Source organism: Neobacillus niacini (assembly GCF_000759675.1).
GTDB classification, from domain to species: Bacteria; Bacillota; Bacilli; order Bacillales; family Cytobacillaceae; genus Neobacillus; species Neobacillus niacini_A.
Genome location: NZ_BAWM01000018.1, coordinates 209,955 through 229,524 on the forward strand (window position 1 = coordinate 209,955; position 19,570 = coordinate 229,524).

Here is a 19,570-nt window from a genome sequence, read left to right on the forward strand (position 1 = left end):
GCAGGCGCTTTAGCGCTGAGGAGGCTTCCCGAACCGCCTGCGGAAAGCGAAGCGCCTGGAGCACAAATCAACAGCCAAGTTTAACACAGCCAAAAGGTAAAGAAGCAGACTTGAATCTGCTTCTTTACCTTTTTCTTTTTCTGTTTTTTACTTCAATATAAAATATATAGGGAAGAATCCCGAACCAACGATACCAGAAAGATGCTTTTGCTTGCTTTCGCTCTTCCCGGAGTCGTTTTCGTTCATCTTTTGGCTGGTCCGCATATTTAACAAGAGTTTGAGTCATATATTTTACATAATCATTCGTTTTCATGGACACACCTGCCTTCATTCTTCACTAAAAGTATGTCCATGTTTTATAATTTCAAACAACTATTGCCCTTAATAAATTTCAGTCCATTTAATCATTTTTCTGGAAACAATATCGAAAAAGCCGCGTCCTATCACTGTTTCTCCTGTATGCATTCTAAGAGTGAAGTTGATTTTCTGTACGGTTCCAATTGGACTGTCCGCTTGATACCCCATATCACCCTTTAAATAGGAGAAAGAACCTTTAGATGGAATAACGCCACCTGATCGCATTATTTCTTCAACTTTTTTAATGGAAGAATGAAAATAATATTCCTCCTGAAGAATTAGGGTTGTTTCATAAGACAACTTCCTTTCGGTTAACAGTTGTTCTACACGAAAGGAGAATAGTGAAAGAAAAAGGATGAGCACCGCTAAAGTCAGAGGGTATGTAAATCCTTGCTCGTTATTCCTCATAAGACCGGATACCATTCAATGTAGGACTGTACCACAACATTGTATTCTTTCCCCCAAACATCTTTCACGATAATTTTTACTGAGTTATTTATCCTGGTAAAAGTGACTGAAGATACATTTTGAAGTAACGTCTCATGCCCCGAAGAATTCACACGCCTTCTTATGTTACTTCCATATTTCTCATAATTAATCGTATCATTATTATTTGTTAACACCAGTCCCCCAGAAATTACCTCTGCTTTTGAGCTAATACGAATTTCTTTTTTTACCTGGCTAGAAAATACATCCCATTCCATTTCCTGAAGCCTTCCATTTGAATCTTTATTGTCTAAAATGATCTGTAGTAATGGGGCCATGAAAAATACAATGGTCATGAAAATTGAAAATGCAAAAAGCACTTCGAGGAGCGTAAAAGCTTTTTCATTCAGGTGCTTTACAAATCTCCGTTCTTGGAAGAAATGTGGTTTCATCAACTTTTACACACACCTCCTTTTGTCCATTAACTGTGGATTGAATCCAATAAATCTTGTATTCTGTTCCATTATGAAATTCGGAGTAACTAGAGTTAGACCTGTCTTCCACTAAATTTGCTTGGAGTTCCTCAAATAAAAACTGTTTAGCCTTTTTGTCTCTCACAAGCTGTTGAGATTGATATGATAAATCCATTAACAAGGGTATAAAAAACATACCCAGCATAAACCAAGCCGACAATGATAAAAGGAGCTCAAGTAAAAAGAATCCATCATTCTTCCATAACATAAAACCGTCCCTTTCCAATCAAAAGAGTTAATCGATAATTCTTTTGTTGTGTACGAATAAATAATGTACCAAATTTGTCTACATTTCCATTCGGATTAAATTTAAAGACTAACTGGATGGTTCCTTGACTTACACGTATCGTTGAAGAATGAATTCTCTCAACAATACGATTACTGCCAGCAACGATTGTATACATGTGCTCATGTTCAAAAAAGATAACTTTCACTTCCATTTGATTAGCGATGGCGTATTGCTGACCGTAATATAAATCTGCTTTTAATTGGGAAATAAAGGCCTTATCATTAGCTGAATGGTATTGTGGTTTTATGCTAAAGGCAGTTATCGAGGAGATAATTAGAAAGATGGAGAGAACAATCAAAGATTCAATTAGTGTAAATCCCTTTTGATTGCGGAGCATTAGGTTGTTGGTTTGGCTACTGCGGTAACTTTTCCTTCCGAATCGATTTTTACATCCGTTGTTCCATTTGGACAACCGGTTTCTCCAATTAGATATTCGCCAGTAATAAGATCTGCCATCGTAGGTACCTTATTATTTTCCATAATATAAGACTGCACCTGTGCTTGAACCATTTTCACAAATGCTTCACAGCCTTTATTGTTAATATTTGTATTGTGCTTTGCAACATTTGGAATTGTTACAATTAATAAAACAGAAATAACCAGCATAACAATCATCATTTCAACGAGTGTAAAACCTTTTTCATTTTTCATCATTTTTTCCTCCATTTTTATTTTGTCTAGCGTCAGCGCCTAGGGGCTGACGCTTTTCTAAATACCATCTAATAGTTGGAACATTGGTAATAGAATAGCTAAGTACATGGATACAACGAGAAACCCGATAAAAAGATAAAGCACAGGCTGAATCATTTTTAAACTTTTTTCGATTCTTTCTTCCATGTTCAACATACAGTGCTGGCTGAAGAAAAGTAATTCCTGTTCCAATTTCCCATTCTCTTGACCATGTTTAATAATCATGGGGAATTCTTTTTCAAAGAATGGAAAGTTAGCCAAAATAGACTCTAGTTTTTCACCCGTTAACAGCTTTTGCTTGATTTCCATTCCCAGATGGCTATAAAATGGCTGTCTATAATTCTTCTCGAATAAATTTAGTGCTTCAAACACGGATATTCCGCCTGCTAAAAGGAAGCTTAGTTGTACAGAAAAATAATGTGTGAACAACAATTTGAGGATTCTTCCTACAATCGGAATTCTTACGAGTAGTGACCTTTGCTGCAGGACGGAGATTTTTCGAAATACAAAAACATAATAAATTGTACCTACTGTCAAGAGAAGTAATAAAACAACCATAAAAATAGGAAAATACTCATCCAAAGAATAAAGTACTTTCATAAAGAAATTTGCTTCAAGACTCATAGAATGGAAGAGACCTGTAAATTTGGGCAGCAATGATTTTTGGACAAACACAAATAGAAAACCAGTAATAAAGATAAGCAAAGCTGGATACTGTAATAGTTTCAAAAGCTTTTTCCTATCATTCTCCTTTACTAATGCTAGACTGCTCCCTTCTAGGAGTGCCTCTGCAAAACTGCCATGCTGTTCAGCAAAATAGACGTAACCAATTAGTTCCTCGTGAAAGCCTATATTATTTAGAACATCATGAAATGATATCCCATTTTTCAAATCAACCAAACATTTATACAACTCCTCCTTTCGATTCTTTGGTAAATGCAAGGAAATGGAATCAATGGCTTCTGCAATTGGGTAACCGCGTGCCAATAATTCTCCAATCCTTTTTAAAAAATTTGCCTGCTCATTGATAGACCAATTATGGCGCTTCATGATCATACACCAAGCGATCATATTCAGACTCTTTAATATAACCAAGAGCAATCCCCTTTTTAATAACTTCCCTTACTGTCCTGTAACGCGATATAATGTCTTCCCCTTTTGCTTCTTTCATCGCAGCATTAAGGTTTCTCCCTGATAGAAGTTCAAAAACACTCGCCCTTTTCCATCTTCCATATGAATAGCAGAAGGGTGAACACTCCCCTTGGCAATAGGGACATGTTAGCTCTACTAATCGCTGTGCGGTAACTGCAATTAATGTTTGTTCTACCTCTAACCAATTCACACCAAATTCTCGAAGACGATATACCGCGCCCTTTGCATCCCTTGTATGCATCGTGCTTAGGACTAAGTGACCGGTTAATGCAGCACGCACAGCAATTTTGGCAGTTTCCGCGTCACGTATTTCTCCGACCATAATAATGTCTGGATCATGACGTAGAATTGCCTTTAAACCGGCTGCGTAAGTCACACCTGCTTTTTCATTCACTTGTATTTGTAAAACAGAGTCGTAGTTTTTTTCAATGGGGTCTTCAAGTGTAATCACATTTCGATGAAAAAGATGAGCGGTTTCATTTAAAAGGGAGTAAAGAGTTGTGGTTTTTCCTGATCCGGTAGGACCAGTAAAGATAATTAAACCGTGTGCGTGTTTTAGGAGAGCTAGTAATTTTCTGGTCATACCCGTGAAAAGTGAGAGTTGGTGAAAGGGAATCTGTTCTTGTTGGGGCAGCAGTCTAATAACAAGACTTTCTCGATTGTTAGAAGGAAGGGTTGAAAGTCTAAGACCCATTAATTTTCCGTCCACCTCACAAAAAATCGCACCGCTTTGTGGGCGTCTTCGTTCTCCGATATCCATGTTTGCAGTAAATTTAAAATGTGAAATTAATCTGTCGCATTCATCTTTTGGAAGTGTTAATCGTGGAATGAGTTTGTTTGTTAAGCGGATTTGAATGAGCGTATCTTGCTTCCTAGGAACAATGTGAATATCTGTTGCTTGGTTCCTGGCAGCATCTGTGATAATCCTATTTGCTAAAATTTCGATTGCACTAACAATGGGTAACACCACCTTTTATTTTGTCTTTGTTATAATTCGACACCTTTCAAGCTTTTCCTTCAAGATTCTTCTTTTTTTCAAAAAAATATATTTTAAATTTTTCACTCGATAATCTTCAAAAACAACTCTTGACAGACACACTGTATATAATTTGTATAATATTTGTACAACGGAATACATGTTTACATTTCTTAATTGTGAACAATTTCTAAAAATAAAGTGTTAACATTGTTAACCTCATTCCCATGTTTAAATAGCTGTATTATAATTGGGTTAAATTATGGGGGTTCGAGGTGAACAGAGATGGAACAAACATTAAAGATAACAAATGTTTTATCAGATCCAACCAGATACTACATCTATCAATACATTACGAAACGTCACGAAGAAGTTACAGTACAAGAGGTGGCAGAGCATTTTAATATCCATCCAAATGTTGCTAGATTACATTTATCAAAACTTGAAGATGTTAACATGTTAGTGTCTGAAACAAAAAAGACTGGTAAAGGTGGAAGACCAAGTAGATTATATCGTTTATCCGATGATGTGATTCAATTGCACTTCCCATTCCGTGATTACATGCTCCTTTCCAAAGTAGCCATATCTACCATGCTTACATTGGGTGAAGCGGGTAAACAAGCTCTTTACTTAACTGGTAAGCGATTTGGTACTGAAGTTATTGAACAGGAAATGGCAAAAAGATCCTTTGGAGAAGAAATAGAATTTGACCAAAAATTAACGATATTAAAAAGTGCTGCAACATTAGCTGGATTTTATCCAGAATTTGAAGCAAATGGTGATCATACAAAAATTTACTTCCAAATCTACAATTGTCCTTTCAAAGAAGTTGCAGAGGAACATGAAAGTGTTTGCGAAATGCACCACGAGTTCCTAAAAGGAATGTTTGAAGTATTGTTTGACACAGTGGAGTTAGTTGAGAAAGAAAACATCATATCTGGCTGTGAAACTTGCTCTTACCAAGCACTTGTTACAAACTAATTTGAAAGCTTATTTACTTTTGAACTCCTTTTCTTTATAATATTGCATGATGGTACCGTAGGGGAAAAGGAGGGATACATATGGATCGCATGTTCAGAGTTTTGGGTTTCTGGACGGGTATTTTTACCGTAATGTTCTATCTAGGAGATATGGATAAAACTGCATTGCTATTCCTAGCCCAAACTGGATTCTTTGTTTTGTTAAGCTATCTTAAACTTTCCGAACGTATGTATATGTATGTTTTCGGAGCATATTTGACCGTATTCTTCGCAGGCTTCACTTATTGGACAACATTTATGATGCCGCTTGGTGGAGTTGGAGGACATTAAGAAGTAAAAAAAACACCGGAGCACTTCTCCGGTGTTTTTTATTCTTGAAAAAGATTACCATTAATACCTTTTTGTTGAATAACCAGATGAAAAAACGAACTCATTCCAGACGGCATAATCAAACTCCTTATTGCACGGTTTCGTTTGCTAACTTCCGAAAAAGGATTGGGATCATAATGGTCTTCTAATTCCTTTAATATTCCTGCTCTTAATAAAAACTCATCCTGTCTTAGTTTTGATTGAAAATTTAACTCTGCTTGCTCCCCCTTTAGAATTAGCCAATCAAAATGGATATGTGTGGTTATATCCATTTCCCCAGGATGCTCCAAGACATCATCAATCATTTGGTGCTGATAATATCCTCTTAAGCTTCCCTTTTTTCTTGAAGGGTGTTTCCAGTCCTCATTGGTATAACCATAATCAGCTGTTACTACAAGCCCCTTTTTTAACACCCGGGATATATCCTTCACCATCCCTTCCATTAACAAAGGCACTTCAATTCGCTGCTTTTCCTTTAAAACCAGCCTACTTGCATCTAAAAAGGAATAAATGAATGAATTTGTTAACGGAACCTTTTCCTCATATAAGCTCTCATTTTTAATTCCCACCATAACCTCATACAATTGTCCATTCTCTTTCTCAATTACATGGACTGGCATAGCATCAAATAATTCATTTGAAAAGACCATCCCTTCAAAAGGTTCAAGTTCATCAAGTTTATTTACTTGGGTTACAGAAAATCGGGGTTTAATTAATTCATTTTGCAAACTCAGATGATACGGACTGCTTTCTACAATTATGTAATTTAACGGAGATTTGATGGAATGCTCCCATTCCTGTAAAAAAGAATGGGCAAACCGTCCATTGCCAGCGCCAATTTCACAAAAAGTTGGTTCAAGGTCATTATACTTACAAACACTTGCGAACCATTTCGCAACGATACGGCCATAAATATCGGAAATATTACTTGTCGTAATAAAATCTCCTTGGCCGCCAATTTTTTGTTTATTTTTCATATAGTAACCAAATTCAGGATGGTATAGGACTGCCTCAATGTATTCTGCATAGGTAATTAAGTTTACTGGTGCATTTGAAATTAAGCTCTTTAAATAAGTAATCATATGAACTCCTTCTTTAGGTTTACACTATTGACATAGTGTAAACTTTATTATATTGTTAGTTTAGTAGCTTAACTATATCCCCTCCCATTTTTTATATGATTAGAAGACCATCTCCCAGAAAAACCCTTCTCAAGTGAGAAGGGTTTTTTTTATGGATACCATCATGAAAACCCATTTAAAAACGGATTACTATCCATCTCTTCTCCAATGGTGGTTATAGGTCCATGCCCAGATAAAACAGTTGTTTCTTCAGGTAAAAACAATAATTTTTCATGAATGCTTTTCAATAGTTGTTTATGGTTACCTCCTGGCAGATCTGTTCTACCAATGCTGCTCTTAAATAACGCATCACCTGATACAACAAATCCCTCTGACTCAAAGTAATACGATACACTCCCAGGAGAATGCCCTGGAGTTTCAAAGATAGAGAACGTGAAATCACCAATCGTTATCGTTTCCTCTTTTTTGAGGATATAGTCGGCTTTTTTCATTTTCATTAACTCTTGCATTTGAAAGAACTTCGAACCATTTAATGCAGGATCAATCAGCCAATCTTCCTCCTCTTCATGAATATAAACAGGTATTTTATAATAGTCTCTTACTTCATCAACGGCGCCGATATGGTCGAAATGTGCATGTGTTAAGAAAATAGCAATCGGCTTGAGTTCTCTTTTTGATAACCACTTTATTAGTTTTTTCCCTTCACTCCCTGGATCAAAAATCAAACAGGTTTTGTCAGGACTTTCAACTATGTAACAATTTGTTTGTAAAACCCCTAGGGGAATTTGAGACCATTTCATTTCGTACACTACCTCCAACTATTTTTACATTAATTTTATTTTACACTATGTAAGCTGCATTGCTAACTTTTTTAGCCCTCGACAAATGAATAAAAAGAATATAAAATAAGAATCGAATGTATATAATATTCTTACATAACTATCTTAGAAATCTGTTGGGCATAGCCCAAGTATTATCTAATAAAGGGGGCTTTATTAATGGGAGTAGTTATTATTTTTGCTTTGGTTACCTTACTTGCTGCTTATGGTGCCTTCACTGCCCTAAAAAATAAAAATTTCTTAGGAGCATTTTGGGCAGTAGCAACATTGGCTGTTTTTGGCTGGTTTGCAATTATGACCGTTATTGAAAGTGGATTTCCTACTGGAACGCACTAAACTTTAAAAATTGAAAGACTGCCAAACGGCAGTCTTTTTATTTTTCTACGAGCTCCAATAATTCTTTTGTTTTAATATTTATGATTTTTTCAAAACGATTTCCATATAGTGCAGCTTCCCCAGAAGGAGATAGAAGAACAGGTTCATTTTTCAGCCCCTGCAAAATGCTGTTGTTATTACCGCTATTGATATCATAGCTTACAAGCTCAAAGCCTTCCGTGTAAGCATCCGCTTCCACACTTTTTAGCGGCTTAAGGGTAATAAATTTCCCATTTTTTTCATTAAAGTCATAGTAAGGAACTAACCATCCCGAAAACATTGTTAGATGTGGAATGGAAAAAGAAAATAGTTCTTGTTTGTTCTCATTATAAAAAGTATAAGCTGCCAGTAGCTTTTCCTTATCCTTGACGGTAACAGTCATTAAGATGTCATGGTAAGCAGCAAATTGAAGGACATCTGTAAATATTACTTCCTCCGTCTCAGAATTTAGTTTTTTTAACAAGAGTGGCGCAAAGAGAGAAGGACTCGTTTCATCCCAATTTAGATAGGCAACTTCTTCTTTTCCTAACCATTTAATAAATGGTTGAGGAATCGATAGTTCCGTTGTTTTTCTTTGTTCAATATCTAAAAGCAGCATTTGAAATGTCCAATCTTCATTAAATGAGGAGATTAGTATCTCAGACTCATTTAATGGGTTCCATTCAAAGGCTAATTCATATGAGGTGAAAGACTGTTTTATTATTTCTGATCCCTCTGGAGTAAGTATGGTAACTTGTCCTTCATAGGTAGAAGGAGAAGTTTGTATAAGTATATTCTTTTTTGAAGGGCTGATCTGCAAGGTGACAATGGGCACTTCACTCGTATATAGTAACTCACTATTACCTGTTAGAAGATTATAAAGGTGTACAGACGATGATTGTTCAAGATTAGTAATATAGAGTAATTGATGGTCAGAAAGCCAGCCGCCTACTTTATAAAATTCACCTTCAGGTATTTCAATTGGGAGTTTCCATGTTTCTTCCGGTTTTGAAGGCGGGACATTTTGCTTGTCAGTATCTTCAGAAGGGCCGGGCTTGGCATCTTGTTGATTCGTACAAGCACTAAAAAAGGAGGCAAAAACGAGCAAAAATAAGATTTGAAAAATGAATTTTAAGATCATATTACTTTTGTTAAGTCTCATTTTCCCCCTCCCTCCTTTTTTCTTCACATTTATTAGTACGTTTTTTTTACAAAAATGTTTCAATAATAACAGTAACATTCTAGAAATAAGAAAAAAGTCGCATTTTTACGACTTTTTTACTAATTAACAAATAACCAACACAATAGTTTATTTTAATGTCATTGAAATCATTTTACAAGTCGTGTAATTAACTATTTACAAATAAAGTGAAGCTATAAAAATGCCCTCAACTTTTTGGATAATATCCTTAAATTGAGATAAAGGCAATGGATTAATTCCCCTTCCTAGCTCTATTGTGAAACCAGGGCGTTTATACTCTTGAATATACCAATCCTTGAATCCCGCATGACTATCGAAGTTTCGAATTGCCTTGTATCCACTCACTCGTTCGAATTCTCTTGCTAGAACTTCAGAATCTGGAGGTTCGAACCCTTCATATCCCCAATAAAACTCTTCACCTTGAGTATGATAAGCCAGAATTCGATCATATTGATTTTTCTTAATCAAATCTGCCATAGCTATTGCTTCTGGTTCTGATAAAGAAGACTTACCTGGAAAATCTCTAGGTGCAGGAGATTTGGGTGCCTTCCTTTCCTGCTCAATCTCCCAATTCGCCGGGAACTGATTGTTTAAATCTACCCCTCTAATATTTGCCTTCCAATGAACGAATTCATCGCTTCCTTCATTTATATTGATTATTTCCTCTCGGCGGCTTGTTGGTGGTCCATTTAATACTAGGTCAACCCCGTCCGGATTTACCATTGGAACAATAGATAATTCGGTGTCATTATATAAATTTATTGTATTTATTCCTCTTAATGGACTTCGATTCGTTAATGAAATGAGGTATTGATTAACAAGGTTCATTAGAACCATCGTTGTAATCCATTCATTAGCATGAAATGAGGCATTCATATGAACTTTTTTTAGTCCCTTTCCAATTCTTATTTCTTGAATCGGATTACCTAATACACTGGTGCCTACAGTATCCACATTAATAAATGGATATAACTTCTTTAGAGTTTTCAATTGCTTCATTAAGATCTCTGAACCATAAGGTAATTTCGAACTAACATGTTGCTGTGTAATACGTTCAGGTAAATAGAGGGTTTCACCCGTTGTTAATTTATTAGGATTTTGCATTTGATTTAGTATCATCATGGCGTCAATCGATAAATTTTTTGCATTTCCAATTTTCCATAAAGTATCCTCTTCTTTTATTGTGTATGGAATGGATACATAGCCTGGTATCATTATTTTTGTACCAGTTTTCAAATTAGATGGATTTACGTTCTCGTTTGAATCGATAATGAGTTCAAGTGGAACCATAAACAATCGACCATAATACGCGTAGGAGTCACCTTCCCGGACTCTAACCTCCATATTTCTTCCTCCTTCCATCATAAAAATCATATGACGAAAGACAGTAGAAAATGAGCAAAACAAAACCTGCAATTGATTGCAGGTTTATTCGTTATTTCCTTATAGGTTTAGTTTATTTTTTATTAGCCATGCCGCACCAATTACTCCAGCATCATTTCCTAGTGTTGCCAACGCAAGATTTGTAGAATCTCTAGCCGCTGAAAAAGCAAACATAGAAAAATTCACTTTTACTGAGTCTAATAAAATATCACCAGCCCGAGAAACTCCTCCACCAAGAACGATCATTTCCGGGTTCACTGTATTCGCAATATTCGCCAGAACAAATCCTAAATGAAAGGCTACTTCATCTAACAGTTTTTTAGCCAGTTCATCACCATTACGAGCACTATCAAAAACATCCTTTGCTGTAACTTTCCCATTTTCAGCAAAGATTACGGCGAGCTGCCCCTTTGCTTCAGCTTTTGGAAGTTCATTCTCAGCTAGTCGAACAATACCAGTTGCCGAAGCAATGGTTTCAAGACAGCCAGACTTTCCACAGTTACAAGGGGCACCGCCAAACGGTATAGACGTTATATGACCTATCTCCCCAGCTGCACCGTTTATACCTCGAACAATATTACCATTAGCGATTACTCCACCGCCTACACCCGTTCCGAGTGTCACACACACTAGGTCTCTTGCACCCTTACCGGCACCATTCCACATTTCACCTAATGCTGCACAGTTAGCATCGTTTTCGATTACAACAGGCAATTCTGTTAGTGAATGCAAACTTTCTTGTAAAGGAAAGTTATCCTTCCACCCCAAATTAACGACATTTAAGACAACACCCGTCTCATAATTTATTGGTCCAGGTGCCCCCATACCAATTCCAATTAATTTGGATTTCTGTTCTTTTAGTTCTACTAGTTTTTGATCGATTGTATTTGAAATGTTCGTCGTAATATTTTGACCTTCGTTCGAGTTATCAGTAGGAATTTCCCACTTATGCAGGATTTCCCCGTTCATATTAATAAAAGCCAATTTGGTAGTTGTCCCTCCAAGGTCCACTCCCACTATCCATTGTTCTGCCATTGTAATCACCTATCTTCTTCTTCTTTTTCTCTTAAGAATCTTATTTCGTGTCTTAAAATTAACAATGCAGTCGAATATTCTTTCGGTTCAATTAGCTGAGCATGATACAAATCTTTTAATTCTGACTCCATTAATTCTAGGTCAGCTACTCGATCACCAATATAAATAATCGTTCCAAATTGCTTTAAAAATTGTTGAATTTCATAAATAGACTTCATTTCATTTAGCCCTCTTACCTAAAGAATGAGAAACATTACATTAAAAGTATACCTTAAGCCTATACCACCCTCAAGATGTTCTTTCTATGAATCCATGATCATGCAAAATTCTGGCATGTCCAGCCAGTTGTTCCCATATAACAATAATATAACTACTATACACTCTTACTAGTAAAACAGAAGGATGGGATCAGATGAAAAAAATCTATTTGGTGCTAGGAGTATCAATCTTCCTCATTCTTGCTTTTGGAATATATCAGTATACTACTCCGAAGGCACAGGAAAGTATTACGTACTTCCCTATTGACCCAAAGGTAACCTTCAAATCCTTACAGACCAAACTTACACTAATGGATAAACCAGCAAATACGATCCTTTGGAAGGAACATTCGACTTTGGATCGTAAAGCCTACTTAAGGCAGGATGCAGCCCTGTTATATGCCAACGGCCGTCTACTAGATGAACTTTGGAATTGGAAACAAAATACGGCAGTGCTTGAACAGGAAAAAAGAATCACTATTGATAAAAGTGCACTTTTACAAGCCATTACTTTTCACTATGCAGAGCTTCATGAAAATGAAGATCAAATTTTCAGCTCACAATCTATGTCATCGGATCAATTTTACTTCGTGAAACCTAGTCATTCATTTAAGTCAGCTAAAACTGAAGATGAAAATAAATGGAAGAAACAGCTGGACGAACATACCCAAAGAATGCTGCAGCTTAGCTGGAACAAAGGGTTGCGCCATTTTTCGATAAATTTGAAAAACTATCAGGCTTATCCCCTCAGCCAATTTAATGAACTGGCAAAGGATGTATTACCAGGTTTTACAAAATCAGAGACTGCCCGGATTGTAGGCAACCTTTGGGAGGGCTTATATAAAAACTATATTCTCGGAATAAAAAAAGCAGACGGTACTAGTGCAAACCCCAAAGGCAGTACCCTTCCGCTTATTTTAATCGCAACGGATAAAACACATCTACTTGTATTAACCGAAACGAGTTCGGGTGAACCTATTCTCCTTCGCCAGATGATGGGAGCAGTCGATTAAGTTCCTGAACCAATTCAGCGTATTCCTGTTGACTTGGTTTTATTTCTGCAGCCCTTTTAGCATTCTCTCTTGCTTTCATGATGTCATTTTCCTCTAGATAGATTAAGGCAAGATTGTAGTATGCTTCTGGTAAATCTGGATCCAATTCTATCACCTTAAGCAGATGTGATTTCGCTTCATTAAGCGTACCCAGCTTAATTTCAATAAAAGATAACGCAAAATATACTTCTGCAGATGGTTGACCAGATTTCTCCACGTATTTGGTTAATACGTCATATGCTTGTTCATAGTTCTCCTGTTTAATATATTCTTGAGCTAACATCATAGTGGCGCTTTCATTCCCACCAGTTTCGGATTGCTGAAATCCATAGAATAGGGAGCCGTAAACAATAGCTGCAGATACCATCAAAAATAGTACCTGTAAGAATGGCTTTTTCTTTTTAGGGAAATTCACGATACCTGCTGCAAGAAAGCCACCAGCTATTCCACCTAAATGTCCAGCGTTATCTACAATTGATACGGTGAAGCCAAATATTAAATTAAAGACTAGTACCGTTATAACACTTGGTCCCATTGTTCGAAAAAAAAGCCTCGGGTAAATAAGGGCAAAATAAAGCAGTGCTCCAAAACAGCCAAATATTGCTCCACTAGCCCCTGCAGAGATATTTGGGCTAAAGATAAAACTGGCTATGACCCCTGATATACCCGCAAAAAGGTAGATAAATAAAAACCGGATATTTCCAAAGATTCTTTCCACTGCTGGACCTAAAAAAAACAAAGCCATGGTGTTCATCGCTATATGTAAAAATCCAATATGCAGGAAAATGGGTGTAATAAATCTCCACCATTCTCCTTCAATGATATACGGATTAAACTTAGCCCCATATTTGATCAGTGTAGAAGTATTTGTACTTCCCCCTTTTAGCTCTAACAATAAAAAAACAGCCACCTGAACAATCATAAATAAGTATGTAAAAAATGGCTTTCCATTCGTAAATATTTCTTTTTCTTTCTTTGCCATTTGGATTGCAAAATCTAACGTTGCTTTTTTTTGAGCGTTAACATCTTGCTCTGAATACTCATCATGAATGGGAAAGGAGACTTCCCTTTCTAGTTTTGCTGATAAAGCTTTAAATCCTGACTCGTATTGGTCACTCGTTAATAATACAGAGCTAACACTCGTTTTGTTTCCCTGCGGAAAAGTAAATGGACGTTCCAACCTGTATTCGTACTCATCAACAGGAGGAAATTGACTAATGTAAATATTTACTACTGTAAGCTCCCCACGACCGACCTGTTTTCGAACCTTTTCACCATTAGAAGCTGTAAATTCTATATCTCTTTGCATAGAGTTGCTCCAATCTAAATCCTGTCGTAACAACCGAACGATTGGAGCCTTTTTATTTTCAAGTCTTTCGAGCCATAATTCTTTTTGATTTTCAAATAATTGAATAATCCGGTAGCCTTGCTCCGAAACGAAGAAATAGGCTAATCTCCAAAAGACGTAATCCTCTTTATTGTTCAATACCCCCACTACTTTCTATTAGGACTTCCTAGTCATAATTATTTTTTATCCATTTTTCACTAGTTTCTTTCATTATAAACGATTATCATGTCTAATAATGATTAAACAAGATGATAGCATTGGCGTTTTTTCAACAAAAAAAACCATCTGTGGCTTTCACCATTCAGATGGTCTTTCAGCTGGTCCTCCAAATACAGTCTGCATCATTTTATTTTTCACGCCCGGAAAGCTCATAATTGAGCCTACCGCAAATCGCCGCATCCAGCCTGACCTGAGTAAAAGGTTAATAATCCGATATCTAAAGCGGAATGCAAAATAGCCAATTGATCCAATCATAAATATGGATGTCAACATACGAGACATTATCATCCCTCCTACTCATATTGTGTGAGTAGGAGTCTGTTTTTATCCAACACTTTTTCAGTACTTACTTAACACCGGAACCATTGTTTCCTTTAGTACCTTTACTGAGTTCGAGAATTTTTCTTTTTCTTTCTTATTCAGATCAAGTTCAACGACTTCTCTGATTCCACTGCGATTTACCACGGCAGGCACCCCAATATAAACGTCTTTATGCCCATATTCCCCATCTAAATATGCAGAGACAGTTAATACTGAATTTTCATTTCGTAATATCGCTTTTGTCAACCGAACGAGCCCCATCGCAATTCCATAATACGTGGCACCTTTTCGCTCAATAATATGATAGGCTGCATCTCGAACATTGATAAAAATATTATCTAGGTCTTCTTGGTTCGTTTCATGTTTATTTGTCCACTCGGAAATTTTCATTCCGGCAATATCCGCGTGGCTCCACACTGGAAGTTCCGTGTCTCCATGCTCCCCAATGATGTAGGCGTGAACGTTACGTGTATCAACATCATAATACTGCCCCAATAAAAAGCGGAATCGAGCTGTATCTAAAATCGTACCCGAGCCAATTACCCGTTCCTTTGGAAGTCCAGAAAATTTCCATACAGCATACGTTAAGATATCAACCGGATTCGTTGCAACTAGGAAAATACCATCAAAACCACTTGCCATTATTTGTTCCACTATACCTTTAAATATATTGGTGTTCTTTTCTACGAGGTCCAGACGTGTTTCACCTGGCTTTTGGTTAGCACCAGCCGTGATCACAACTAGGTCAGCTTGATCACAATCTGAGTAGCTCCCATACCAAATTTTGGTGCGTGAAGGCGCAAATGGTAAACCATGATTTAAATCCATTGCGTCCCCTTCAGCTTTTGCTTCATTTAAATCCACTAATACTAGTTCTTCTGTTATTCCTTGATTTAATAAAGCAAAGGCATAGCTTGAGCCAACAAAACCTGTTCCAACCAGGACAACTCTGTTTACTTTTACCATAATTTTTCCTCCTCGGGAATAGTGAGTATTTACTATTAATAAAGGAACAATATGACAATTTAATTGTACATTATTTCTCAAACTTTTATCAGTATTAATCAAAGTATGAAATCGTTATCTTTATAACTATTTTGTTACAAAGTAAATGACGAACATTGCTAACAGAGCAGCAATAAATCCAGACAAAAAATTCACCATATCATTATCCACTATATGATACCCTTTTATTCTTTTTGCTGCCGTTTGGCAATGGACTTTTTTCTCCGTTTCGATTCCACATTTATTGCAAATATAAACCTGTTGATAATAGGCACCAAATAAAGTATCAATAATATTACCTAAAAAACCGAATAAGAAAATAATGAAGAAGTCGAATATTTGCAAATGAAAAAGCCAAGCACCCGAAAAAGCTATTAGCATGGAACCAAATATGGCAGCAGTAGTCCCTAACAAACTGATGGCTCCAGATGTTCCTTTTTCTATTGGCTTAAATGTACGTATGTAAACAGGTTTTCTTTTACTTAAGGTACCAATTTCTGAAGCCCAGGTATCTGAATTTGAACTAGCAAGGCAAACTATAAAACCAATCAGCCAAACTATGTCCTGTTGAAAATAATAGATAATACTTAGTAATGCAGCAAAACCACCATTAGCGATCACCTGTCGCCAATCTCTAGTAGCTCCCTTTGCTAATTTTTCTTCAATTTCTTTTTTTGCTGAGCTTTTATATTTCGACCATAAGCTGGATGTTGTAAAGAATAATCCAAGAAGGAGAAGACCTTTTACACCAAACCCGAAATACACAGCGACTCCAACAAATACTGCTGCAATAGCCCCATTACTACTTAATGAACGTTCCAAATAACCAGCAAAACCACCAAATGAAATAATTGTGATTATGATAAGATTTTGAATCATTTTATATTTATTACCTCGTCATTTGTAATAATTTTCGAGACTGGAATATCATGCTTTTCTATAGGAAACTGTGGAATAACCTGGAAGTGAAAGGCAAGGGATATTGTTTTTCCATCAAAATTGGGTAGATAGCGATCATAGTATCCTCCACCAAAGCCCAACCGGTATCCTTCTCTTGTATAAACCAAACCAGGCACAATTAACAGATCGATATCTTCAGGCTTTATCTCCGTCGTCTGCTCTTTTATGGGTTCAAGTAAACCATAAAAAACAGATTCAAGCTGCGAAAATTGGGTTATTTTATGAAAGGATAAAATCTTTTCCTTTGGATGACACTTCGGTGTGACAACCTCTTTTCCTGACTCCCACGCTCTTCGAATAATTTGATATGTATCGACTTCTGGTTCCTTCGAAATCGTAATCCCGATAACTTTGGCATTTATCCAGTCTTCATGTTTATATAGAGTATTAGCAATTTTATAGGAATAATGTTCATAATAAGGTTTAGAAAGTAGCGAAAGACTCTCTTTCATTTCTTTACGTATAATATTTTTTTCATTCATGTAAATGATGATCTCCTTATTTTTTTACAACAAAAAAAGCAGCAGGAAGCCCTACTGCTTATTTTGTTTCACGGTGTGCTGTTGTACGCTTTTCTCTTGGGCAATATTTCTTAAGCTCAAGACGATCAGGGTTGTTACGTTTATTTTTTGTTGAAATATAGTTACGATCTCCACACTCAGTGCAAGCTAACGTAATATTTACACGCATGTCAATTTCCCTCCAAACGATTAAGCTAGTTCGTTCATACGACTTTTCTATAATATCATTTTTCAAAAGGAAATGCTAGTGTGTTTTTTAAAAGGTCTTTTTTCAATCAATTTACACCAGACTATCTTGCCTTTTCATTCATATTTGCCCGTTTATTTAACAGAGTATCTTCCATTACTATTACTGTTTGAGATGCAATTCGTTTCCATCCATATAAGCTCTTAACAATTTGCATTCCTTTAATGCCAATCTCTTTTGCTCTATGAGGGTCTTGCAAAAAGAAGTCAATATTGTTAAGGAGACTATCGGCATCTCCTGGAACCATAAGCAAACCAGTTTGCCTATGCAAGACAATTCCTTTTAACCCGCCGGTTTCTGAAACGATTGTTGGTTTAGCAAGAATCATTGCTTCAAGAGCCACAATTCCGAAGGGTTCGTACAAACTAGGAAAAACAGCTATTTCACTATTTACTAACAATGCATTTCTTTGCTCGTCTGAAACGTAGCCAATAAAAGCAACGTAATGATCTAATTGTTGTTCCATTACCATCTTACGATATCTTTCAAGCATTGGCCCCTTGCCAGCAATAACAAAATAGATATCCATTCCACTTTCCTTTGCTGCTTCTGCTGCCTCAATTATTGTCTCAAATCCTTTTTCCTTTACGATTCTGCCCACAGAAAAAATATACTTTCTATTCTTTATGAATGGATAGATCTCATTTGGATCTACTTTAACATCATCCTGTTCAATCCCGTTTGGTATAGTCGTCATTTTTTTATCTGATAAATGGAAGTTTGTTAATAATTCTTCTCTCATATAGTTACTGCACACAATTACTTGGTCTGATTCCGTAATTAACTGAAGTTCTTTTTCATGGATGAACCGCTGCATGTCTGTATGAATTCCATTATTCCTACCATGCTCTGTCGCATGTATCGTAGATAATAATGGAATAGATAGGACTTCTTTTAATGTAATTGCAGAAGTTCCTACTAGCCAATCATGTGCATGGACGATATCAAACTTTATATCATCTGCTATTTTTTCACCTTTAAAACTCATTGCTAGATTCAGACCAGCAATCCAAGAGAGAAAATTATCGTCTTGGCTGTTGAGTGGAGTCACACGATGGACATGAACACCATTGATTACCTCATAGGGAGGGTGACCGCCATTCCCTGCGGTAACTACATGGACCTCGTGACCTAATTGGGTCAAATGAATAGAAAGACCATAGACATGCCTAGAGAGCCCGCCTACAACATTGGGAGGGTATTCCCATGTTAGAATAAGAATTTTTAATTGCCAGTCGCAGGAATGCTTCTCGGTTATTTCGTTAATTACTTTATCATCCATTTTTCTGCCCCATATTTTTTGATTCTCCGTAATAGCTGTAGGTACTTACATGATCAATCCATTTAGGTGAAGAATGATCAATCTGTTGATCATGAACTAAATTATTATAAATTTCGCCCCCATTTAAATTTCCCAAAGCCGGGGTTTGAACTAAATTTGAGCGAAGGACTGGAAAAAAATTATTATCCTTAAATTTAACACCTAATTCTGCTATATAGCACCGATTCGCTGTCAATCCTTTAATAAACCAATGGCCCTTGTTATAGGGTACCGTAATATCATAGTAATGATGAGCATTTTTTCCCGTGAAAATAATATCCGTTACATCATAAATTCTGACGATGTGGACCAATTCCTCAAATCGTCTATTATAAAATAAAGAGATGACTTTCTCTGAGATTTTTGATGCCTCCCAATAGACTATTACCTTTCTTGGGGTAACTAGTTTTACCTGGAGTTCGCCTTTTATTGGAGAATATTCGCTAGATGGCTGATTTAAAACCTTGTCTTCCTTTTGGGGTTTCTCTTCAACAGAAAAATCTTCTCTTTGATTCTCCTGTTTATTTACATATTTATTCCATCTATATTGAACTCTTCCAACCGTAGTATTTAATTGTGAGGCGATTTTTCGGAACGATAAACCATCCTCTCTTAGTTTAATAATTTCTTCAATCATAGTTATCCTCCATTTC

General features: G+C 36.4%; 26 protein-coding genes. 4 read left to right on the plus strand and 22 right to left on the minus strand.

Annotated features, from left to right (window positions below; all coding sequences use genetic code 11):
* Positions 1-124 precede the first annotated feature (124 nt).
* From TR08_RS09225 to comGA, 8 genes are all read right to left on the minus strand, one after another.
* Positions 125-313 carry a YqzE family protein gene (locus tag TR08_RS09225; RefSeq protein WP_045517597.1) on the minus strand — a complete coding sequence of 63 codons (189 nt, stop codon included), beginning with the start codon at positions 311-313 and terminating at the stop codon, positions 125-127.
* Between the two features lie 68 nt (positions 314-381).
* Entirely contained in the window at positions 382-765 is a 384-nt protein-coding gene (comGG, locus tag TR08_RS09230; RefSeq protein ID WP_045517598.1) for a competence type IV pilus minor pilin ComGG, read from the minus strand.
* On the minus strand, positions 762-1,235 hold the full coding sequence (comGF, locus tag TR08_RS09235; protein WP_238579114.1) for a competence type IV pilus minor pilin ComGF: 474 nt from the start codon (positions 1,233-1,235) through the stop codon (positions 762-764). Before comGF ends, comGG begins: the two co-directional genes overlap by 4 nt.
* Positions 1,186-1,524, minus strand: coding sequence for a hypothetical protein (locus tag TR08_RS32460; RefSeq protein WP_045517599.1), 339 nt, complete (start codon positions 1,522-1,524; stop codon positions 1,186-1,188). The genes comGF and TR08_RS32460 overlap by 50 nt, the downstream gene beginning before the upstream one ends.
* Positions 1,508-2,017 carry a competence type IV pilus minor pilin ComGD gene (comGD, locus tag TR08_RS09245; RefSeq protein ID WP_238579110.1) on the minus strand — a complete coding sequence of 170 codons (510 nt, stop codon included), beginning with the start codon at positions 2,015-2,017 and terminating at the stop codon, positions 1,508-1,510. Before comGD ends, TR08_RS32460 begins: the two co-directional genes overlap by 17 nt.
* Positions 1,942-2,256 (minus strand): competence type IV pilus major pilin ComGC, encoded by a 315-nt coding sequence (gene comGC / locus TR08_RS09250; RefSeq protein ID WP_081954415.1) that lies wholly within the window; start codon positions 2,254-2,256, stop codon positions 1,942-1,944. Before comGC ends, comGD begins: the two co-directional genes overlap by 76 nt.
* Before the next feature lie 57 nt (positions 2,257-2,313).
* Complete coding sequence (comGB, locus tag TR08_RS09255) at positions 2,314-3,345, minus strand: competence type IV pilus assembly protein ComGB (RefSeq protein ID WP_045517604.1); 1,032 nt, start codon at positions 3,343-3,345, stop codon at positions 2,314-2,316.
* Positions 3,332-4,414 carry a competence type IV pilus ATPase ComGA gene (gene comGA, locus TR08_RS09260; RefSeq protein ID WP_274520999.1) on the minus strand — a complete coding sequence of 361 codons (1,083 nt, stop codon included), beginning with the start codon at positions 4,412-4,414 and terminating at the stop codon, positions 3,332-3,334. Before comGA ends, comGB begins: the two co-directional genes overlap by 14 nt.
* Before the next feature lie 294 nt (positions 4,415-4,708).
* Between comGA and TR08_RS09265 the strand changes: the two genes are divergently transcribed.
* Together TR08_RS09265 and TR08_RS09270 are read left to right on the plus strand one after the other, a co-directional pair.
* Entirely contained in the window at positions 4,709-5,404 is a 696-nt protein-coding gene (locus TR08_RS09265; protein ID WP_045517607.1) for a helix-turn-helix transcriptional regulator, read from the plus strand.
* 80 nt (positions 5,405-5,484) lie between these two features.
* Positions 5,485-5,733: a DUF2626 domain-containing protein gene (locus TR08_RS09270; protein ID WP_045517609.1), complete on the plus strand. Its 249-nt coding sequence runs from the start codon at positions 5,485-5,487 to the stop codon at positions 5,731-5,733.
* Positions 5,734-5,771: 38 nt separating this feature from the next.
* Here the strand turns inward: TR08_RS09270 and TR08_RS09275 are convergent, their stop codons facing one another.
* Entirely contained in the window at positions 5,772-6,854 is a 1,083-nt protein-coding gene (locus tag TR08_RS09275; protein WP_045517610.1) for a class I SAM-dependent methyltransferase, read from the minus strand.
* A 161-nt stretch (positions 6,855-7,015) separates the two neighbouring features.
* The gene (locus tag TR08_RS09280) at positions 7,016-7,654 is read right to left on the minus strand and encodes an MBL fold metallo-hydrolase (protein ID WP_045517612.1); all 639 of its coding nucleotides are present in this window, start codon (positions 7,652-7,654) and stop codon (positions 7,016-7,018) included.
* 198 nt (positions 7,655-7,852) lie between these two features.
* Here TR08_RS09280 and TR08_RS30900 point away from each other — a divergent pair, with 198 nt between their 5' ends.
* Positions 7,853-8,029 carry a DUF2759 domain-containing protein gene (locus TR08_RS30900; RefSeq protein ID WP_045517614.1) on the plus strand — a complete coding sequence of 59 codons (177 nt, stop codon included), beginning with the start codon at positions 7,853-7,855 and terminating at the stop codon, positions 8,027-8,029.
* 37 nt (positions 8,030-8,066) lie between these two features.
* On the opposite strand, the gene TR08_RS09290 is transcribed toward TR08_RS30900, so the two are convergent.
* The 4 genes from TR08_RS09290 to TR08_RS09305 all read right to left on the minus strand — a co-directional run bounded on the left by TR08_RS09290 (position 8,067) and on the right by TR08_RS09305 (position 11,884).
* Positions 8,067-9,209 (minus strand): hypothetical protein, encoded by a 1,143-nt coding sequence (locus TR08_RS09290; RefSeq protein WP_052427398.1) that lies wholly within the window; start codon positions 9,207-9,209, stop codon positions 8,067-8,069.
* A 195-nt stretch (positions 9,210-9,404) separates the two neighbouring features.
* Positions 9,405-10,592: a M14 family metallopeptidase gene (locus tag TR08_RS09295; RefSeq protein WP_045517616.1), complete on the minus strand. Its 1,188-nt coding sequence runs from the start codon at positions 10,590-10,592 to the stop codon at positions 9,405-9,407.
* A gap of 99 nt (positions 10,593-10,691) precedes the next feature.
* Entirely contained in the window at positions 10,692-11,666 is a 975-nt protein-coding gene (locus tag TR08_RS09300; protein WP_045517618.1) for an ROK family glucokinase, read from the minus strand.
* A gap of 5 nt (positions 11,667-11,671) precedes the next feature.
* Positions 11,672-11,884, minus strand: coding sequence for a YqgQ family protein (locus TR08_RS09305; RefSeq protein WP_045517619.1), 213 nt, complete (start codon positions 11,882-11,884; stop codon positions 11,672-11,674).
* A gap of 194 nt (positions 11,885-12,078) precedes the next feature.
* On the opposite strand from TR08_RS09305, the gene TR08_RS09310 reads away from it, so the two are divergent.
* Entirely contained in the window at positions 12,079-12,936 is an 858-nt protein-coding gene (locus tag TR08_RS09310; RefSeq protein WP_045517621.1) for a hypothetical protein, read from the plus strand.
* Here TR08_RS09310 and TR08_RS09315 read toward each other — a convergent pair.
* The 8 genes from TR08_RS09315 to TR08_RS09350 all read right to left on the minus strand — a co-directional run bounded on the left by TR08_RS09315 (position 12,899) and on the right by TR08_RS09350 (position 19,554).
* A complete protein-coding gene (locus TR08_RS09315) occupies positions 12,899-14,470 on the minus strand; it encodes a rhomboid family intramembrane serine protease (RefSeq protein WP_370576289.1) in 1,572 nt (523 codons plus the stop codon). The genes TR08_RS09310 and TR08_RS09315 overlap by 38 nt on opposite strands.
* Positions 14,471-14,617: 147 nt before the next feature.
* The gene (locus TR08_RS09320) at positions 14,618-14,824 is read right to left on the minus strand and encodes a hypothetical protein (protein WP_045517623.1); all 207 of its coding nucleotides are present in this window, start codon (positions 14,822-14,824) and stop codon (positions 14,618-14,620) included.
* A gap of 57 nt (positions 14,825-14,881) precedes the next feature.
* Positions 14,882-15,832 (minus strand): L-lactate dehydrogenase, encoded by a 951-nt coding sequence (locus TR08_RS09325; protein WP_152597381.1) that lies wholly within the window; start codon positions 15,830-15,832, stop codon positions 14,882-14,884.
* Between the two features lie 123 nt (positions 15,833-15,955).
* Positions 15,956-16,747, minus strand: coding sequence for a DUF92 domain-containing protein (locus tag TR08_RS09330; RefSeq protein WP_045517626.1), 792 nt, complete (start codon positions 16,745-16,747; stop codon positions 15,956-15,958).
* On the minus strand, positions 16,744-17,310 hold the full coding sequence (locus tag TR08_RS09335; RefSeq protein WP_045517628.1) for a 5-formyltetrahydrofolate cyclo-ligase: 567 nt from the start codon (positions 17,308-17,310) through the stop codon (positions 16,744-16,746). Before TR08_RS09335 ends, TR08_RS09330 begins: the two co-directional genes overlap by 4 nt.
* 58 nt (positions 17,311-17,368) lie before the next feature.
* Entirely contained in the window at positions 17,369-17,518 is a 150-nt protein-coding gene (rpmG, locus tag TR08_RS09340) for a 50S ribosomal protein L33 (RefSeq protein ID WP_015594975.1), read from the minus strand.
* A gap of 121 nt (positions 17,519-17,639) precedes the next feature.
* Complete coding sequence (locus TR08_RS09345) at positions 17,640-18,878, minus strand: glycosyltransferase family 4 protein (protein WP_045517629.1); 1,239 nt, start codon at positions 18,876-18,878, stop codon at positions 17,640-17,642.
* A complete protein-coding gene (locus TR08_RS09350; RefSeq protein ID WP_045517630.1) occupies positions 18,871-19,554 on the minus strand; it encodes a DUF4912 domain-containing protein in 684 nt (227 codons plus the stop codon). Before TR08_RS09350 ends, TR08_RS09345 begins: the two co-directional genes overlap by 8 nt.
* Positions 19,555-19,570: the final 16 nt, after the last annotated feature.

What these genes read in the sequence shown, in the direction of transcription:
- TR08_RS09225 (WP_045517597.1), bottom strand. Translation starts at nt 313, where the DNA reads ATGAAAACGAATGATTATGTAAAATATATGACTCAAACTCTTGTTAAA.
- comGG (WP_045517598.1), bottom strand. Translation starts at nt 765, where the DNA reads ATGAGGAATAACGAGCAAGGATTTACATACCCTCTGACTTTAGCGGTG.
- comGF (WP_238579114.1), bottom strand. Translation starts at nt 1,235, where the DNA reads ATGAAACCACATTTCTTCCAAGAACGGAGATTTGTAAAGCACCTGAAT.
- TR08_RS32460 (WP_045517599.1), bottom strand. Translation starts at nt 1,524, where the DNA reads ATGTTATGGAAGAATGATGGATTCTTTTTACTTGAGCTCCTTTTATCA.
- comGC (WP_081954415.1), bottom strand. Translation starts at nt 2,256, where the DNA reads ATGAAAAATGAAAAAGGTTTTACACTCGTTGAAATGATGATTGTTATG.
- comGB (WP_045517604.1), bottom strand. Translation starts at nt 3,345, where the DNA reads ATGAAGCGCCATAATTGGTCTATCAATGAGCAGGCAAATTTTTTAAAA.
- TR08_RS09265 (WP_045517607.1), top strand. Translation starts at nt 4,709, where the DNA reads ATGGAACAAACATTAAAGATAACAAATGTTTTATCAGATCCAACCAGA.
- TR08_RS09270 (WP_045517609.1), top strand. Translation starts at nt 5,485, where the DNA reads ATGGATCGCATGTTCAGAGTTTTGGGTTTCTGGACGGGTATTTTTACC.
- TR08_RS09275 (WP_045517610.1), bottom strand. Translation starts at nt 6,854, where the DNA reads ATGATTACTTATTTAAAGAGCTTAATTTCAAATGCACCAGTAAACTTA.
- TR08_RS09280 (WP_045517612.1), bottom strand. Translation starts at nt 7,654, where the DNA reads ATGAAATGGTCTCAAATTCCCCTAGGGGTTTTACAAACAAATTGTTAC.
- TR08_RS30900 (WP_045517614.1), top strand. Translation starts at nt 7,853, where the DNA reads ATGGGAGTAGTTATTATTTTTGCTTTGGTTACCTTACTTGCTGCTTAT.
- TR08_RS09290 (WP_052427398.1), bottom strand. Translation starts at nt 9,209, where the DNA reads ATGAGACTTAACAAAAGTAATATGATCTTAAAATTCATTTTTCAAATC.
- TR08_RS09295 (WP_045517616.1), bottom strand. Translation starts at nt 10,592, where the DNA reads ATGGAGGTTAGAGTCCGGGAAGGTGACTCCTACGCGTATTATGGTCGA.
- TR08_RS09300 (WP_045517618.1), bottom strand. Translation starts at nt 11,666, where the DNA reads ATGGCAGAACAATGGATAGTGGGAGTGGACCTTGGAGGGACAACTACC.
- TR08_RS09305 (WP_045517619.1), bottom strand. Translation starts at nt 11,884, where the DNA reads ATGAAGTCTATTTATGAAATTCAACAATTTTTAAAGCAATTTGGAACG.
- TR08_RS09310 (WP_045517621.1), top strand. Translation starts at nt 12,079, where the DNA reads ATGAAAAAAATCTATTTGGTGCTAGGAGTATCAATCTTCCTCATTCTT.
- TR08_RS09320 (WP_045517623.1), bottom strand. Translation starts at nt 14,824, where the DNA reads ATGTCTCGTATGTTGACATCCATATTTATGATTGGATCAATTGGCTAT.
- TR08_RS09330 (WP_045517626.1), bottom strand. Translation starts at nt 16,747, where the DNA reads ATGATTCAAAATCTTATCATAATCACAATTATTTCATTTGGTGGTTTT.
- TR08_RS09335 (WP_045517628.1), bottom strand. Translation starts at nt 17,310, where the DNA reads ATGAATGAAAAAAATATTATACGTAAAGAAATGAAAGAGAGTCTTTCG.
- rpmG (WP_015594975.1), bottom strand. Translation starts at nt 17,518, where the DNA reads ATGCGTGTAAATATTACGTTAGCTTGCACTGAGTGTGGAGATCGTAAC.
- TR08_RS09345 (WP_045517629.1), bottom strand. Translation starts at nt 18,878, where the DNA reads ATGGATGATAAAGTAATTAACGAAATAACCGAGAAGCATTCCTGCGAC.
- TR08_RS09350 (WP_045517630.1), bottom strand. Translation starts at nt 19,554, where the DNA reads ATGATTGAAGAAATTATTAAACTAAGAGAGGATGGTTTATCGTTCCGA.